Raw genomic sequence first — 15,150 nt, 5'->3', positions numbered from 1 at the left:
GCAGCCCGGATCGGTGACCAAAACCGGCGACCGCGAGCCGCACTCCCCGGAACCAACGAGGCGGAGCTCCACACTCTGGACCACACCCAGGTAGAGGACGACGGCCGTGGTGGCGACGCCCAGGTCGGGGCTGCCCAGGCCGATCGCCGCCGAGCAGAGCCGCCACTCGTGGCCCATCCGGTGGTAGTCCCGGATCAGCACCGCGTCGTGGAACTGCTCGTCGGTGATCTGGCGCTGCTCGTGCTCCGGCACCGGCACTCCCTGGCTCATCCCTGCTGGTCCTTCCGGATGCCCTCGATGCTGGGCGGCTGAGGGTTCAGCATGTGCTGAAGGGCGACCCCGTTTCCTTCCCGCCATGCTGCCCAGTCGAGGTCAGCGAGCAACCGCCTGCCGATCAAGCGGAGTCCTCGGCTTTCAGGCGATGACCCAACTCGTCATACTGCAGCAGCATTGGCCGGAGCCTCACCCCTGATAGCGAGCCGCCGTGTAGGCGCCTGGGCCCAGGACAGGCTGTTCGCCGGTTTCGTTGACCATCTCAAAGACCTCGAAACCGGCGAGGAGCGCGTGCAGCTCCAGTTCACGAGGGCCGAGAACACGCCGCCGGATGGCATCGTGGCACTCCTCCCCCGAGTCGAACACCCAGTGCCGGCGCATGGTGTTGATCTGTGTCCGCAGGTCCCACTGGTAGCTGATGGTCACCGTGGCGGCTCCGAGGGGGGTCTCTACGCGGGCCTGTTGAGGGCTTGGAGACTCGATCGGGGCTACCGGGGAGCACAGGACGAGCAGGGTGTCCGGGTGCGCGTGTGCGGCGAAGGTCTGGAACGCTGCCCGGATATCAGCGTTGTCGTGCACGTAGGCGAGCGAGTTGCCCAGGCACACCAGGACGTCGGTGGTGTGCCCGAGTCGGACGGTGCGCATGTCCCCGACCCGGAAGTCGAGTTCGGGGCGGGTGCGGCGTGCGTAGTCGACCAGGCCGGGCTGAAGATCAACGCCGATGCAGTCGAAGTGCTGGGCCAGCAGTTCCAGGTCCCTGCCGGTGCCGCAGCCGAAGTCCAACAGTGTGCGGGCTTCGGGGTAGTGCCGGTCGATGAGTTCCCGGCAGAGGCTCGCGCTGTCGCTGTCAGCCTGCGCGTGATCGTACAGCGTGGGGTCCCGGTAGAAGAGGTTCGACGCTTCGAGGCGTTCTGCCTCCACGATGTCCAGGCTGCTCATGCAAGGCTCCGGAGTCCGACTTCCAGGGCGAGTGTGTCGCACAGCAAGTCAGGCACCACGGGGGCTCGCTCGGCGTGCTCCCGGGCTCGGGCCAGGGCGACGGGATCAACGTAGCCGAGGTCGACCAGCAGTGACTCGCGGAGCATGTCGTCCAGGAGGGGAAGGCCGTAGCTTCGCAGGCCCGACTCCATGACCGCGAGGAAGTTCTCCGGTTCGTTCGGGGCCGCGACGGATTCGGGCAGTCCGGCACGCCGCAGGCGGTCGCGGAACATCGCCTTGCCCTCCTTGTGCTCGTGGGGCAGTTGCTCCATGAAACGAACCATTCGGGGGTGGACAAGCGGAGCCACCGGCCAGATTCCGAGTCTCAGATAGGCCGGGTTGTGCAGGCCGAAGGCCATGAGCGTGGGCACCGGGAGCACAGGGATGGGGGCGAGGTTCTCGTCCACCTGAACCAGGGCCTCGACGGCCTTGTCCCCGAGCCAAGGGATGGGCTCTGCAGCGGGGAGTTCGGCGTCCGTACGGGAGTGGCAGGCGTTGACCTCGTCCCCGCCACCGCCCGTGAAGATCACCTCGCAACCGTGGGCGGCCGCGTGCCCGCACAAGACGTCGAACGCCTCCTGGTAGAAGGCTCCTGCCGGGTCGTGCGGCAATCCGCGGCCCCGTACCCCACCGGGCACGAACGGCGGATGCTGCATGGCCGGGATGGCGGTGTCCCGCAGTCCCAGGTGATCCACCAGCATGCGACGTCGGTCTTGCTGAAGCCGACCGATCCGGCCGGCCATGAGCAGGCCGAATGTGTGGACGGAGCCGAAGCCGGCTGCGGCAGTGGAGAGAGTCACGTTGCCCGAGTCGGCCCCGCCGGACACCTCCACGCCGACGCAGCTCGCCGTAGAACGCCACCCGGCCGCAACCTCGGTCAGCAGCACATCGAACGCGTCCACCGGGTCAACACCCGGGCGCAGCCTTCGGGGTTCCAGTACGTGCTGGGCGGGCTCGGGGTAGAGGATCGTGAGTCCCGCGGTCGTGAAGACGGCCGTGGCGCGTTCCGTGAGCCGGTACACACCGTCGAAGAGGGTGTCGGCGCTGTAGCGGTGTCGACGGGTCAAGGTGCGCGCCATGGCCCGGGGATTAAGTCGATCAGGTCGTAGGTGGAGCCGTAGGTCAGCCAAGTCCCAGGAGCCGTACAGGTCTTCTCCGGCCGCGACGAGGTACAGCGGCGCGGTGCCGAACACGCCCGCTGAAACCTGAACCTCGCCCGGGCGTAGGAACAGGGACGTGAAGTCCACCTCCCCGCCCTTGTCCTCCCTCACCAGCGCGTGGACGCCGGATCCATCGCCCGGCACAAGCTCGGCTTCCAGGGCGGCTACGTGAGCGGGTCTGATCCAGCTCTGCCCGCTGACCCACCGGTCTGTGTCCCAGCGCCACGCTGTGCTCCGGGTGTCGGCCAGACGCACACGAAACGAAAGCACCTGCTTCCCCCTCGGTCATGGGGCGGTGGAGCAGGGCGTTCGGCCCTGCTCCACCGCGTTCACGGGCTGATCAGCTGCAGTGGTCGCCGTTGTTGTCACCACCCCCGGGCATCTTGTCGAGCAGCGCCGCGTCCATGCTGGGGACGCCGGTGATCAGGTCGCCGGTGAACAGTTCGTCGATGTTCATGGTCGTTCTTCTCCTTCGAGGTGAGTGGATGAGCCCCGCGAAGTGCGGAGCCCTGGCCCCGTCCCGGCCGCGGGCAGGCCGGCGACCGGGACGGGAGCTCATCGAGGGGACTGCCAAGGCGGCAGGGTGCCGCCGGTGATGCTGCCTGATGGGATCCCGCTCTGGCCGCTGGGGAGTTGTGGAGCCCGCCCCGGCGGGGAACCGGGTCTTCCTGAGGGCTCGCGCGGCCAGAGCGGGAGTCAGTGAGTGCCCGTCGAGGGCTAGGAGCGGTCGAGGTACCAGAAGGCCCAGGCGACCGGTGCGGTGGAGGCGATGATCAGAGCTGACAGCAGCCACTGGGCGGAGGCCGGGTGGACTGATGAAGAGGCGTCGTGCCCACTCCTGTTCAGACAGGGTCGCTCCGGGCTGGCGCATGGGCAGATCGGTGGGGGCTTCGTCAGCCATCGGCTGCATCCTGTTCCTGCGTCTCGCGATAGACGTCGGCGAACCGCCTGGTCAGCAGGCCGACCTCACGCATGTACTGGTAGGCGCCGAAGTGGGTGGACTCCGCGGTGGGCCGGCGCGTCAGGTCGAGGATCCGGTAGCCCTCCCGGAACAGCGCCTGCACGGCTGGGTCCTCGTCGAAGCCGAGGTCCTCGGCCATCAGCGCTCTGAGGTGGCTGACCAGGTTCCGGGTCGTCGCGTCGATGACCGGGCGATCGGGCATCGCCAGCCCGACGGCGAGCGCCGTGGCCACGCTCTCGTCGACCGCCTCCAGGACGATCGGGAGCTGCGCCGCCTCGGACGACGTGGCGCTCTGTGTTCCCATGCCCGCACCCCTTCTCCGGTGTCCACTGTTGTCGTGGCTGACAACGTCCAGAAAACCGGAGCGGGTTGGCGCGGACCACGGCATCCATGAGGCAGTCCTGGGACACTCATGGGACAGATCAGCGCCGCCAGGGTAGACACGGACGGGAACGTGGAAAGGGGGCGGCATGGGGCTTGCGGAGCGGCGCAGGGCGCTGGGCTACAGTCAGGAAGAGCTCGCGCACGCCCTCGGCGTCGACCGGCGCACGATCGGACGCTGGGAGACGCGGACCACCACACCCCAGCCGCCCTTACGGCCACGGCTGGCCGAGCTGCTGCACCTCGACCTTGACGAACTCGACGCCCTGGTGGGACAGCCACAAGCAGCCCGTCCGGCGCCGGCAGGGTCGGCGCCTCGCGACCACCACGGCTCAGGGGACCTCGACGACATGATCCGACGCCAGTTTCTGCGCGCCATAGCCGTCGCCAGCGCCCTCGTGGCCCTGCCCGCCGACGACAGCGCCGCCCTCACCGACGGAGCCCACCGTGGGATGTCGGAGGATTTCCTGCGCATGAACGGCCACCTGTGGCAGGTGTATCAACTCGCCCGCGCCAAGGGCTCCGTGTACCCGATCGTCCGCGACCAGCTCACCACGCTCAACGACACCCTCGACGGCCAGCCGGCAGCTGAATCCCAGGCCCTGTGCGGCGCGGCCGGCGACCTCTTCCAGCTCGCCGGTGAGCTGGCCTTCGACGGCAACCGCTACACCGACGCAGCGGCGTCCTACACGCTCGCCGCCTCCGCGAGCAAGGAAGCCCAGTCGTACGACCTCTGGGCATGCGCCCTGGTCCGACACGCATACGTCGATCTGTACGAACGGCGTTACGCCGAGGCCGCCACCGCACTCTCGGCGGCTGAGCGGGTGGCGCGGCGAGGAGACAGCTCCCTGTCCACCCGCCACTGGGTCGCCTCCGTTCAAGCCGAGGCGTATGCCGGACTCGGGAACCTGTCCGCCTGCGAGCGCGCCCTGGACGAGGCGGAAAAGGTCACGGACCTGGGCGGCTCGTTCCACAACGGCGGCTGGCTGCGCTTCGACGGCTCCCGCCTCGCCGAGGAACGCGGCGCCCGCTACCTCCAACTCGGCCGCCTCGACCTCGCCGAGAAGGCCCTCACCGCTGCTTTGCGCCAGGACGTACTCGCCTCCGGGCAATCCTTCCGGCGCCGCGGCGCCATCCTCACCGACCTCGCCTCCATCGGCGCCAAGCGGCACGACCCGGACCAAGTCCTCACCTACGGCCGCGAGGCCCTGCAACTCGCCCGAGCGACGTCCTCCGGATACGTCGCCCGTAAACTCCAGGGGCTACGAACCGACCTCGGCCCCCTCGCCCGCGACGCCCGTGTGGTCGAGTTGGGCGCCGAGATCGACGCACTGTGCACGACGTGACGAGAGGGGAAGGCATGTCGCAGATCGAGGGCGCACGAGTGTTCCGCGAGGCTTGGATCACCGGCGTTCGAAAGCACTTCCCCGGCGAACCCAAGCCCGGCTACATCACCCCCTGGGAAGACACCCCGGAGTGGGAGCGCCGGGCCGCCGGGGCCGTGTACGACCAGGTGCGACAGTTCCTCGACCTCAGCGACCGCCACGCCTCCAGGCTCACCCGCGAGCAGAAGAGCCGCTTCGTCGCCACCTGCTGGACCGCCCAGATGTACAAGCACTTCGAGGACCCCAAGCCCGGATACGTCGCCGACTGGCCCGACCTGCCCGACTGGCAGAAGGAGACGGACGCCGACATCTTCGAGGCAATCGAAGACGCCTCGAAGTAGCCGCGCACCCGCTGGAGTTGAACGCCCCTGGGTGCGCTGCCTGCGATGGTGCTGGTGCCGACGCTTCGTCGACCCGCACGCGACGGCCGCCGTCCTCTTCTCATGCGCCCGATCAAGGCCGCGCCGGGAGTCGCTGTCGCGGATGCCCCACACCGTGATGCCCGTGCAGCGCGGGACGTTGAGGCAGTCCTGGACGGCGCTGATGTACGCGGTGGCGGACGCTTCGGCGCAGTGAGCCTTGGTCCCGGTCCCGGTTACCCGTCAGTTGCCGCCGTGCGCACAAAAAGGTTGCCGTGATCGGGGAGGAAAACTCCCGTCAAGAAGTTCTCGGCTCGCGGCAACCCTTTGCGGCTCCTGCGACCACAAGGGAGTGGATCCGGCCAGCCCGGTGGCCAGGTCCCCCCCCTCGTGCACAGTCCGCAAGGAGAGCCTTTACCCATGAGCAACCCCACGAACGGCAGGCGCCGCGGGCGTCACCGCCGTCGCTGGACCGCCACCGCTGTGCTGGTCGGCGCGCCCGCCATCGTCGTGCCGTATCTCCTGTTCATGCAGGAGGACTCGCAGGCTGCGACGGTCGACGCCGGCGCCTACTACCGGCTGGTCTCCGTGCGCAGCGGCAAGGTGCTGGACGTCAACGGCTTCTCCACGGCCGACGGCACCCGTATCCAGCAGTGGACCGATCAGAACACCGCCAACCAGCAGTGGAAGCTGAAGTCCACCGGGGACGGCTACTACGAGCTGGTGAACCGCAACAGCGGCAAAGTGCTGGGCATAGCGGGCAATTCCACCGATCAGACGGCCGCCGCCGAGCAGCAGACCGACAGCTCCGCCACCTCCCAGGAGTGGCGGATCAGCGATGTGAGCGGTTCCGACGCCGTCACCTTCACCTCCCGTAGGAGCGGCCAGGTCCTGGACGTCTCCGGAGGCTCCACGGCCGACGGCGCGGCAGTCATCCAGTATCCGGGCACGGGCGGCACCAACCAGCAGTGGAAGCTGGTGAAAACAGCCGAGACCCAGGCGTCCGGGACCGGCAGCGCGCAGACCACGGCCGCGGCCGGACCGTATGTGTGGAAGAACGCCCCGGTGGCGGGCGGCGGTTACGTCACCGGCCTGGTCTTCAACCAGAAGGAGAAGGACCTGCTGTACGCGCGCACCGACATGGGTGGCGCGTACCGTTGGGACACCGGGGCCGAGCAGTGGATCCCGCTGACCGACCAGTTCGGCGAGAAGGACTGGAACCTGCTGGGCATCGAGTCGCTGGCCACCGACCCGGTCGACCCGGAACGGCTCTACCTCGCGGCCGGCACCTACACCAACGAGTGGGCCGGCAACGGGGCGCTCCTGCGCTCCACCGACCGCGGCCGCACCTTCCAGCGCACCGACCTGCCGTTCAAGCTGGGCGGCAACGAGGACGCCCGCGGGGCGGGCGAGCGCCTGGTGATCGACCCCGCGAACCACGACCACCTGCTGCTGGGCACCCGCAAGAACGGCCTGTGGCGCAGCTCCGACGCCGGTAAGACCTGGAGCCAGGTCTCCTCGTTCCCGGTCAAGGACGGCGCGAGCTTCGGCACCGGCATCTCCTTCGTGACGTACGGCCCGGCCGGCAGCAACACGATCTACGTCGGCGTCGCCGACAGGTCCACCAACCTGTACCGGTCCACCGACGGCGGCAACTCCTGGCAGGCGGTCTCCGGGCAGCCCACCGGCCAGGTGCCGCAGCACGGCGTGCTCTCCGGTGACGGCTCGCTATACGTGTCGTACTCCAACAACACCGGCCCGAACAACGTGTCGGGTGGTTCGGTGTGGAAGTACGCCGGCGGGGCGTGGAAGAACATCTCGCCGTCCCAGGGCAACTACGGCTTCGGCGGTCTGGCCGTCGACCCGCAGAAGCCGTCCACGGTGATGGTCACCACGCTGGACCGCTGGTGGCCGCAGGACGAGGTCTACCGCAGCACCGACGGCGGTGCGACCTGGAAGACCCAGTCCGACAAGTCCGTGCGAAACGCCTCCATCGCCCCGTACCTCGGCACCGGCATCGGGCACTGGATGACCGCGCTGAGCATCGACCCGTTCGACTCCGGGCACGTGCTGTACGGGACCGGCAACGGCATCTGGGCCAGCAACGACGCCAACGCGACCGACAACGGCGGCACCAGCCACTGGTTCATCGGAGCCCGCGGGCTGGAGGAGACGGCGTACTACGACGCGGTCTCCCCGCCCGGCGCCGCCGCCCTCATCACCTCGCTGGGCGACCAGGGCGGCTTCGTGTACGACGACCTGACGAAGGAGCCCACCGGGCGGCTGACCAACCCGGAGATGTACAACAGCACCTCCGTCGACTTCGCCCAGTCCAACCCCTCGCTGGTGGTCCGGGTCGGCCGGGGCGGCAAGCAGGACGGCGCCCTCTCCACCGACGGCGGCCACACCTGGAACGGCTTCAAGGGTGAGCCGGTGCCCAGCGCGGACAGCGGCCACATCGCGATCGCGGCGGACGGCTCCACGTTCGTCTGGGCCGAGGCCGGCCTGGCCCCGTACCGCTCCACCGACCGGGGCGCGAGCTGGTCGAGGGTCAGCGGTCTCGGCAACGATGCCGTGGTCGTCGCCGACCGGTCCTCGGCCAACACCTTCTACTCGCTGAACAAGGGCACGCTCTACGCCAGCACCGACGGCGGCGCGACCTTCGGTGCCCGCGCATCCAACCTGCCGAGCGGCAAGCTCAGCGCCGTCCCCGGTGTCGCGGGTGACCTGTGGCTCTCCGGCGGCGGCAAGGGGCTGCTGCATTCCACCGACGGCGGCCGCAGCTTCACCACGCTCTCCTCGGTGCAGTCCGCCTCCGCCCTCGGCTTCGGCAAGGCCGCACCGGGCGCCTCGTACCAGGCGCTGTACATGATCGGCACCGTCAAGGACGTGGCCGGAGTGTTCCGCTCCACCGACAAGGGCGCCACCTGGCTCCGCGTCAACGACGACGCCCACCAGTGGGGCGGCATCAGCGGCATCGGCATCGTCACCGGCGACCCCGACACCTTCGGCCGCGTCTACATCGGCACCAACGGACGCGGTCTCCAGTACGGCGACCCCTCCTGAGATCCCGACCTCCTAAAGGGGCCGCAGGCTCAACGGCCTGCGGCCCCACCGTGGTTGGCGGACCGCCCGTCGCCTTCACCACTCGGCCGGCGGTGCAGGTCAAGCTGTGACGGGTGAACGAGGCTTGGCAAGCCCTACCGGGCAGGGGACGTCGAGAAGACCGTACGGCGGGCGCATGTGCGGCATGCGCATGCGGCCGATCGAGGATGGCGAGCCGTTCGAGCGGGCGGTGTACGCGAGCGAGGCAAGCGGCGGCATCCGCGGCTACGCTCGCCCCCTTCTCAGGACAGCGGTCGGGATGCCCATGCCGTACGCCTCGCACAGGATGCCCAGGGCGAGCGTGTCGCAGATGCCGGCGGCCCACTTGTTGACCGTGTTGAAGGTGGGGTGCTCCCCGCGCCTCCGAGCCGATGGCGTGCCCATAGCGTGCCCATAAGACCGGTGAACCACGGTCAACAGCGGTGCGGTTCTGCGCCCTCGGACGTCACGTCACAGCACATACACCCCGGTCAGAAGCTATTCCCCTCCGCAAGCGCCGTCGCTTCCCAAGCTGAGAGCGCGAGTTCGATTCTCGTCACCCGCTCCATGACGAAACCCCAGGTCAGTGACCTGGGGTTTGTTCATAGAGGGGCCGATGCTGCGTGGGCGGGCACAAGCCCCTTGTAGAAGCGGGCACTTGACCGCCGGGGCCCTGCGTCAGAGCGGGAGGTCGTCGGGGAGTACCCGGAACGCCTTGTAACGGCCCAGCGGGCGTACGGCCCGGAAGTCCCGTCGGTCGAGGGTGAGAATCGCGTCCGTGTCGTAATCGGCGGCAAGCGCCACGTTCACCGCGTCGGCGAGGTCGAGGTCCAGCGCGCGGTAGCGGACACGGACGGACTGGGCGGCGCCCAGGTGGTCCTCCGTGATCTCCGGCAGGACGACACGACCCCGGCTCATCCAGCGCCGCAGGTCGTCGACCGCGCTGACGGCAGCCTCCCTGCCCAGCTCACGCGTCGCCACGTGATCCAGTTCGGCCAGCAGGAGCGGGGACATGACCAGCAGGCCCGCCGCCATGATCGCCTCGTTCGCCGCCCGGTGCTCCGGGTGAGCCGAGTCCAGCGCTGCCAGAAGGCCGGACGTATCGGCGATGACAATGATCACGCGGCGGATCCGGACCCCGAGTCGGTCCCACGCCGGACGGCGTCGGTGACCGTGTCGCGGACCTCCGACTTGGAGAGCGTGCGCCCCGGGCCCTCGAAGGTGCGTGAGAACAGCGGCTCGTCCCAGACCCGGTTCGCCATCGCTGCAAGGTGGATGCCCTGGCGGATGATCTCGGCCTCGCTTATACCCCGGCGCTTGGCGGCCTCCTTGATGATGGCCAGGTCCTCGGGGTCGGCGTAGACGTTGGTGCGCTTCATGGACATGTACCAAGAGTAGTCCATGTACCGGATTGATGTATCCGGTACACCTCCCCATGTCGTGTTGCCGAGGACCTGCCGAGCCGACCTCACACGCCCCTTTCGGGTCCCAGACTGTTTCTGGGGAGAGGGGTACGTCATGGGGTTCGGCTTCCGTGTCGGTGTGCCTGGGGTGAGTGCCTGCTCTTCGGCTGGGTGACTGTCGACGACCGCGCCTGGCAGGTCCAGGAGATCCTCACCCACCGCGGAGAGCACCGCAGCACCGGGGCCGTCGATCTCGTGGTCGCCGCCACGGCCGAACTGCAGGGTCTGACCCTGCTGCACCGCGACCGCGGCTTCGAGTGCATCGCCGCCGTCACAGGCCAGGCACTCCAGTGGTACGGCCCCGAAGCCGGCAAATGAGCCAGGTGGGAGCTGCGCGAGACGAGCCCTTCCGGGACGAGGGCGGTGAGCGGCTCGGGGACGTGCGCGAAGCCGTCCATCCCGCTGGCGACCACTACTGCCTGGGCCTGCAGTTCTTCGCCTGAGGCCAGCTTGAGGTGGAACCCGTCGGCCTGCCGGTCGACGCCCAGGACGCGCACGTTCTCGACTTCGGGCACCAGTTGCTCGGCGAACCACCGCCCGTACCGGACGAACGTCTCGACCGGTACCGGGTCGTGTCCCGTCAGCCGCGGCTCCCCCGTCTGCCGGGCGTTGGCGTCCAGCGTGACGCCGGGCTTCGGCGCGGACAGCACCGACGCGCTCGGCGGAGACTTCAGCAGCATGCCCACGGGCATGCTCTCGGCCCAGCTCGCCATCGATGAGCCCAACACCCTGACGTGCAGACCGCGCGCCTTGAGGTGCGCGGCGGTAGACAGGCCGCACGGGCCCGCCCCGATCACGACGACCGTCGTGGACATGAATTCCCCCAGGTGGCGGCCCGTTGGGCCACCGTGAATGTGGTCTCTCAGGCAATACGTGCGCGAACACGCCAACCGCCGCCCGGCCGTCTACGGCCGTTCAGGCAGCGGTGGGCCATACGCCGAGAGGGGGGCCGCGTCGTACGACACAGTGGACGAGCGACGGTTCTGCGCGGCGAGGCGCGGGCCGGGCCACGGCAGACGGGTGTCGGTATGAGCGCCGCTGTGGTCGCTTCGACACTGACCTGAGGGAAGCAGCAGGCGCAACAACCAGGCGCACGGGCAACGCAGTTCACCCGCCACCCGGTGAAGACCGAACCGGCCGTCCGGCAGGCCGTGCAGGAGCAGGGGGCATGGCGAGATGCGCGATCACGAAAGGCCCGGCCGCGGACAGGTGTTCGTAGGCGAGTTCGGTGGGCGTGGTGAACCAGCAGACTCCGAACGCCTGGCCCAGGAAAGCGACAATCAATTGCCGTGTGGGCGAGCTCTCTTGCCCGGCAGCGGGAAAGGCCACGACGAAGAGAAGGCCGGCCAGGGCCCCACGGGCTCCCCAGGAAGGCAACATGTCGAACACGACGCGGTGCCCCGCGACCGCGAGTACCGTCCCCGTCGCCGCAACACGGCCGCCCGGACAGCCGCAACCCGCATCGCGGCCGGTACGTCACCGGAACGGCACAGGCGGGACCCAAGGGTTGAAGTCACCATGACTTGCCCATCATGAGGGCTGGGCCGGCGCCCTGTCAGTGCCGCGTGCGCTGCGCCTGTACGTAGCACAGCCAGGGCCGCACCTCGCCCTGCCCGGTCACCTCGAAGCCCGCGTCCGTGATGAGCCCTTCCAGGAGGTCCACCCGGTTGTGGGCCATGGCGTGGCCCGCACCGCCGTGCACCAGATGGCGGCCGATCCGGCTCTTCGGCGGCCGGAACTCCACGACCAGCAGCCGCCCGCCGGGTCGCAGGACGCGACGCATCTCACGCAGCGCCGCGGGACGGAGGTCCTCCGGGAGGTGGTGGAGCATCAGGCTGGTGACGACTGTGTCGAAGGAGGCGTCCGGCAGGTCGAGGGCCTCTGCGATGCCTTCCTGGTACGTACAGGCGGCGCTGCCAGGGCGCTGCTTCCTCCGGCGGGCGTAGTCCAGGACCGGCGTCGAGGGGTCCACTCCGGTCGCCGCTCCGTCCGGGCCGACCCGCGCGGCCACGCGCCGGGTCAGGTAGCCGGTGCCGCAGCCGACGTCGAGGACCTGGTGGCCCGGCTCGGCGCCGCTGAGTTCGGCGAGGCGGGTGAAGGCGCGACCGCGGCGGCCGAAGAAGCAGACGTCGCCGAAGAGTTCGTACGCGCGCGGGGTTGCGATGGTGACGCCGGGGGTTTCCGCGTGCTGCTTGCCCTGCATGAGTTGCCCGAGGTTCATGACCCGCTCCATAACTTAGTCACGACTAAGTGCGACTCCTAACTTAGTCCCGACTAAGAAAAGCCGCAAGGGCGCCGCATACGATGGCTGTCGTGACCGAGCACCGCCCCCGCACGCGCACCCGCCTGCCCGCAGCCGAGCGGCGCGCATCGATCCTGACCGCGGCCACCGAGGTCTTCTCCGAGACCGGCTACCAGCGCGGCAAGGTCTCCGACATCGCCAAAAAGGTCGGGGTCAGCGAACCGGTGGTCTTCCAGAACTTCGGCTCCAAGGCCGCGCTGTACCGGGCGGCCCTGGACCATGCCACCGACGCGGTCTCCGCACTCCTGCACCATGCCGCCGACGCGGGCCGCCCGGTCCCCGAAGTGCTGGCGACCTTCCTCGACCCGGCGCACATGGACCGCTTCCACCAGCCCGGCGCGCACGGATTCCTCTTCGCCGACGCCACCGCCCTGGCCCACGACCCTGACCTCGGCGAGGCCCTGCGCCAGGTGCACCAGCACTTCGCCGACACGCTCGCGGAGCTGATTCGCCGCGGTCAGACGGCCGGCGATGTGCGGGACGACCTCGACCCGCACACCGCTGCCTGGTGGCTCGTCTCTCTCCTGGCCGGGCGTGCCTTCCGCGCGAGCGTGGTCCCGGACCGGGTCACCGTGGAGGCCGAGATGACGAAGATGGCATTGAGGGCACTGCGGCCTGAAGCCACTGCCGGCCGCCCCGACAGCCCAGTGACACCTGGCGGCGCGGACATCGGCTCGTCCGCGGCTCCCAGGGTGTCTCGACCATGAAGCTGCCTGTGACAGACCGCGTGAAATGAGTTCTCCGTTCCTCGGGTCGCCCGTTCCTCCTCAACTTCGGTACACGAGGTCGTGAGCGCTCAGGGACCGGGCCATCGACCCCAAAAGCGGCGGCCCCCTCTACTCGTGGGCGGGTACCGGCTATCCGGACTCGTCCTCCTTCGCAGCGGCCACCGGACAGGGCGGCGCCGACATCTCCGCCAGCCCCCAGCTCACCGTGCAATCCGCCTGGGCGCGGCAGTGGTTCACCCCCGCCGTCTCCTCGCCCGTCATCGACTCCGCCGACCCCGGAGCGTCGCCGGCAACGGGTCGCCCGGCACCCTGATTCGGCTGCGTCTGACTGGTCTGTGCGGGCCGGATCAGGGTGAGTGCACCGTCAGTCCTCGAGGCGGACCGGCATAAGGATCGAGAAGGTGCTCTCGTCGTCGGGCCGGCGGATGGCGATCGGCACTGTGGGGGCGCCGAATTCCAGAATCAGTCGGTCCCGGGCCCCGGCGGCCAGTGCGTCCAGCAGGAACGTACGGTTGACGGCGACGCGGTTCGGGTCTTCATCACCGTCAGAGCAGAGGGTCACCGTGCCGCCATCCACCACCTTGAGCACGCTGAGCTCGTGCGCTCCGGCCTCTCCAGAATGGACGGGACCGGTTTCCAGAGCCTCCTGGAAGGCCGCCGCCTCGACGACGGCACGGCGCCCTGCAGCCTGGGGGAGGAGACGGCGGTAGTCGGGGAAGTCGTGGTCGAGGCACTGGCCGGCTGCCTGCCTGTCCCCGGTCTCCAGCGTCACACGGTCACCGTCGACAGAAAGCCGCACGGCTCCCTCGCCGTCCAAGAGCGCCCGCATCGCGTCCGCGAGCGGGGTGGGCACGATGACCTGCACTCGGTTCCCGTCGTACCCGGCGATACCGGCGTGCGCGACAGCCATTCGGTACCGGTCGGTGGCCACGACGTGGAGGCTCTCGCCCTCGATGTCGAACAGGACCCCGCCGAGCATCGGCAGCTCAGGGTCGGTGCTCGCTGCGAAACGGACCGTGTCCAGCGCGGCTGCCAGGTCGGACGCGGCGATGGACAGCCGGACGGTGGCGATGCGGAGCGAAGTCATGACGTTCTCCCTGTGATCGAGTAGTGCTCGGAGCGCGGAGAACTCGCTGCGGGCATCGGACAGTCCCTGTTCGAGGCGGCGCAGGTGTGCCTTGAGCAGTTTCCGGGCCAGATCGGTGTCCGCCCCGAACCAGCTGGCCAGCACCAGCCGGATGTCCGCCAGCGGCATCCCGGCCCGGCGCAAGCGGGCAGCAGCTGCGCCTCTTCGAGTTGCTCGGGTTCGTACCAGCGGTAACCGCTCACCGGATCCACCCAGGCCGGGACCAGCACACCGGCACGGTCGTAGAACCGCAGGGCGCTCACGCCCAGACCGCTGTCACGGGCCATCTCGCCGATGCTGCGCATGTCGTTCTCCACACCCAGCACTCTGGGCCCTGCACAAGGTCGAGGGTCAACCCGGCTCGGGAGCCCATCTCACGACGTACGACCCCACTGGCCTTGAATGCACATGTCCTCATGGTCTGGCCCGGACGAGTCCCGTTCCGGCAAGGCAGCCATCGACTACGGCACTGCGGCACTGGAGCCGATGCAATCCTCGCCGTCCGCGCGGGCGGACGGCAGGCGCGCGGCGGTGATCAGTTCCTGGGGATTTGCGCTGGCGCGATTGGCCAGTGTGGTGCGCCGCACGATAAACGCTTCCAAACCGGACAGCCCCGGCGGTGGGGACCCTCGATGACGTGGCTGTGGCACTTTGCACGCTGGACCGGTCCCGGTCGCTGGTCATGTGCTGGTGGATCAGCGCGGCTCGGCAGCTGCTGTGGCCCATGCGTCATCGGCTCCCGGGTGCCGGCTCCCGCCGTCGAGGCGAGCGTGTTGCCCGTGTGCCGAAGGTCGTGGAAGTGCAACTCGGCCGTGACACCGCAGCCTTCCGAGCCTTCACCAGTCGTCCCTCCGCCGCAGTTGCCCGCCTCTGCGGATCGACGGAAACGTGGGTCTCGGTCGGCAGCGGCGAAGTGCTCCGGGTGATGCGTGACCGCGTCGAGGAGTGTC

The 15,150-nt window shown here is 69.2% G+C and carries 10 protein-coding genes and 6 pseudogenes; 5 read left to right on the top strand and 11 right to left on the bottom strand.

Going from position 1 to position 15,150, the window contains the following annotated elements:
• Positions 1-90 precede the first annotated feature (90 nt).
• The 4 genes and pseudogenes from ACWC1K_RS00750 to ACWC1K_RS00735 all read right to left on the bottom strand — a co-directional run.
• Positions 91-252 (bottom strand): annotated as a pseudogene (locus ACWC1K_RS00750) (YdcF family protein); the annotation flags it as partial.
• A 210-nt stretch (positions 253-462) separates the two neighbouring features.
• On the bottom strand, positions 463-1,212 hold the full coding sequence (locus ACWC1K_RS00745) for a class I SAM-dependent methyltransferase (protein ID WP_450827586.1): 750 nt from the start codon (positions 1,210-1,212) through the stop codon (positions 463-465).
• Positions 1,209-2,330, bottom strand: coding sequence for an asparagine synthase (locus tag ACWC1K_RS00740; protein WP_450827585.1), 1,122 nt, complete (start codon positions 2,328-2,330; stop codon positions 1,209-1,211). Before ACWC1K_RS00740 ends, ACWC1K_RS00745 begins: the two co-directional genes overlap by 4 nt.
• Positions 2,331-3,304: 974 nt before the next feature.
• Positions 3,305-3,676: a DUF6415 family natural product biosynthesis protein gene (locus tag ACWC1K_RS00735; RefSeq protein WP_450827583.1), complete on the bottom strand. Its 372-nt coding sequence runs from the start codon at positions 3,674-3,676 to the stop codon at positions 3,305-3,307.
• A 166-nt stretch (positions 3,677-3,842) separates the two neighbouring features.
• Here ACWC1K_RS00735 and ACWC1K_RS00730 point away from each other — a divergent pair, with 166 nt between their 5' ends.
• The 3 genes from ACWC1K_RS00730 to ACWC1K_RS00720 all read left to right on the top strand — a co-directional run bounded on the left by ACWC1K_RS00730 (position 3,843) and on the right by ACWC1K_RS00720 (position 8,563).
• Positions 3,843-5,099, top strand: a complete 1,257-nt coding sequence (locus tag ACWC1K_RS00730; RefSeq protein WP_450827581.1) for a helix-turn-helix transcriptional regulator — start codon at positions 3,843-3,845, stop codon at positions 5,097-5,099.
• Between the two features lie 14 nt (positions 5,100-5,113).
• Entirely contained in the window at positions 5,114-5,479 is a 366-nt protein-coding gene (locus ACWC1K_RS00725) for a hypothetical protein (RefSeq protein ID WP_450827579.1), read from the top strand.
• Between the two features lie 438 nt (positions 5,480-5,917).
• Positions 5,918-8,563, top strand: coding sequence for an RICIN domain-containing protein (locus tag ACWC1K_RS00720; RefSeq protein WP_450827577.1), 2,646 nt, complete (start codon positions 5,918-5,920; stop codon positions 8,561-8,563).
• A gap of 282 nt (positions 8,564-8,845) precedes the next feature.
• Here ACWC1K_RS00720 and ACWC1K_RS00715 read toward each other — a convergent pair.
• From ACWC1K_RS00715 to ACWC1K_RS00705, 3 genes and pseudogenes are all read right to left on the bottom strand, one after another.
• Positions 8,846-8,950: pseudogene (locus ACWC1K_RS00715) on the bottom strand (flavoprotein); the annotation flags it as partial.
• Positions 8,951-9,259: 309 nt separating this feature from the next.
• Positions 9,260-9,703, bottom strand: coding sequence for a PIN domain-containing protein (locus ACWC1K_RS00710; RefSeq protein WP_450827575.1), 444 nt, complete (start codon positions 9,701-9,703; stop codon positions 9,260-9,262).
• Positions 9,700-9,966: a ribbon-helix-helix domain-containing protein gene (locus ACWC1K_RS00705; RefSeq protein ID WP_450827573.1), complete on the bottom strand. Its 267-nt coding sequence runs from the start codon at positions 9,964-9,966 to the stop codon at positions 9,700-9,702. The genes ACWC1K_RS00710 and ACWC1K_RS00705 overlap by 4 nt, the downstream gene beginning before the upstream one ends.
• Before the next feature lie 174 nt (positions 9,967-10,140).
• On the opposite strand from ACWC1K_RS00705, the pseudogene ACWC1K_RS00700 reads away from it, so the two are divergent.
• Positions 10,141-10,362, top strand: a pseudogene (locus tag ACWC1K_RS00700) (PIN domain nuclease); the annotation flags it as partial.
• 134 nt (positions 10,363-10,496) lie between these two features.
• Here the strand turns inward: ACWC1K_RS00700 and ACWC1K_RS00695 are convergent.
• Both ACWC1K_RS00695 and ACWC1K_RS00690 read right to left on the bottom strand, forming a co-directional pair.
• Positions 10,497-10,859, bottom strand: a pseudogene (locus tag ACWC1K_RS00695) (FAD-dependent monooxygenase); the annotation flags it as partial.
• A gap of 740 nt (positions 10,860-11,599) precedes the next feature.
• Positions 11,600-12,265, bottom strand: coding sequence for a class I SAM-dependent methyltransferase (locus ACWC1K_RS00690; protein WP_450827571.1), 666 nt, complete (start codon positions 12,263-12,265; stop codon positions 11,600-11,602).
• 92 nt (positions 12,266-12,357) lie between these two features.
• On the opposite strand from ACWC1K_RS00690, the gene ACWC1K_RS00685 reads away from it, so the two are divergent.
• Positions 12,358-13,053: a TetR/AcrR family transcriptional regulator gene (locus ACWC1K_RS00685; protein ID WP_450827569.1), complete on the top strand. Its 696-nt coding sequence runs from the start codon at positions 12,358-12,360 to the stop codon at positions 13,051-13,053.
• A 385-nt stretch (positions 13,054-13,438) separates the two neighbouring features.
• Here the strand turns inward: ACWC1K_RS00685 and ACWC1K_RS00680 are convergent.
• Positions 13,439-14,505, bottom strand: a pseudogene (locus ACWC1K_RS00680) (DNA polymerase III subunit beta family protein).
• A 355-nt stretch (positions 14,506-14,860) separates the two neighbouring features.
• Positions 14,861-15,146, bottom strand: a pseudogene (locus ACWC1K_RS00675) (site-specific integrase); the annotation flags it as partial.
• Positions 15,147-15,150 lie beyond the last annotated feature (4 nt).

The sequence above is a fragment of the Streptomyces sp. NPDC001492 genome (genome assembly GCF_053597275.1).
This window is presented reverse-complemented; position numbering and strand designations above follow the sequence as displayed.